Here is a 577-nt window from a genome sequence, read left to right as displayed (position 1 = left end):
GATAATGCCGTCGCCAAATTTCTCATGGACCAGAGCCTTCATCGTGGTCCCATAGACCTGCACGATCTCTTAGAAGCGGTAGATGGTCGGATCGGTCGGCAAACCATTCCCGATGCTGCCGCGGATCGGAACCGTCTGAAGCAGGGCAACGGCGGCGTCGTCGAGATCGAGCGTCTTGCCCACGGCTTTGGCGGCATCCGCTGGGAGAGGATGCTGGCCGAGCAGGGCTGCGGTGACGAAGGCCTCCGACAGACCGGTGCCTTCAGTGATCTGGGCGTAGCTCAGGTCCTTCTTGAGTTTCGATGCGAGGATGACGTCCGTCAGGTCTTGGCGAGCGGCCTGCGTGGCTTGAGACTGCAACATTGGTATTATCTCCTTGGTTGGGATTGGGGCTTAGGCAGCGCGCCTGGCCTGATATTTGATGGCCTGGACTTCGGGATTGTCCGCAAGGGAAACGAAGGCGCCCTTGCTGCCATCGAAAGCTTCGATAAGGCCGCTCGCGATGTCGTAAATCCAGCCATGCAAGGCTATGCGCCCCTCTTCGAGAGCCAGGCGCACCGACGGGTGGGTCTGGATA

The 577-nt window shown here is 59.8% G+C and carries 2 protein-coding genes and 1 pseudogene; all 3 read right to left on the bottom strand.

The genetic code is table 11. From position 1 onward, the window contains the following. Positions 1 to 63: cyanase (locus tag AB4Z23_RS27950; RefSeq protein WP_441361234.1), on the bottom strand; the 63-nt coding region annotated here is incomplete at its 3' end. Between the two features lie 6 nt (positions 64 to 69). Beyond that, on the bottom strand, positions 70 to 363 hold the full coding sequence (locus tag AB4Z23_RS27945) for a hypothetical protein (protein WP_441361233.1): 294 nt from the start codon (positions 361 to 363) through the stop codon (positions 70 to 72). Between the two features lie 30 nt (positions 364 to 393). Beyond that, a pseudogene (locus AB4Z23_RS27940) lies at positions 394 to 577 on the bottom strand (carbonic anhydrase); the annotation flags it as partial.

It is taken from the genome of Agrobacterium sp. MCAB5 (genome assembly GCF_052114365.1).
Lineage (GTDB): Bacteria > Pseudomonadota > Alphaproteobacteria > Rhizobiales > Rhizobiaceae > Agrobacterium > Agrobacterium tumefaciens.
The sequence above is the reverse complement of the archived record's forward strand: the minus strand, read 5'-3'. Positions and strand labels throughout refer to the sequence as shown.

What these genes read in the sequence shown, in the direction of transcription:
- AB4Z23_RS27945 (WP_441361233.1), bottom strand. Translation starts at nt 363, where the DNA reads ATGTTGCAGTCTCAAGCCACGCAGGCCGCTCGCCAAGACCTGACGGAC.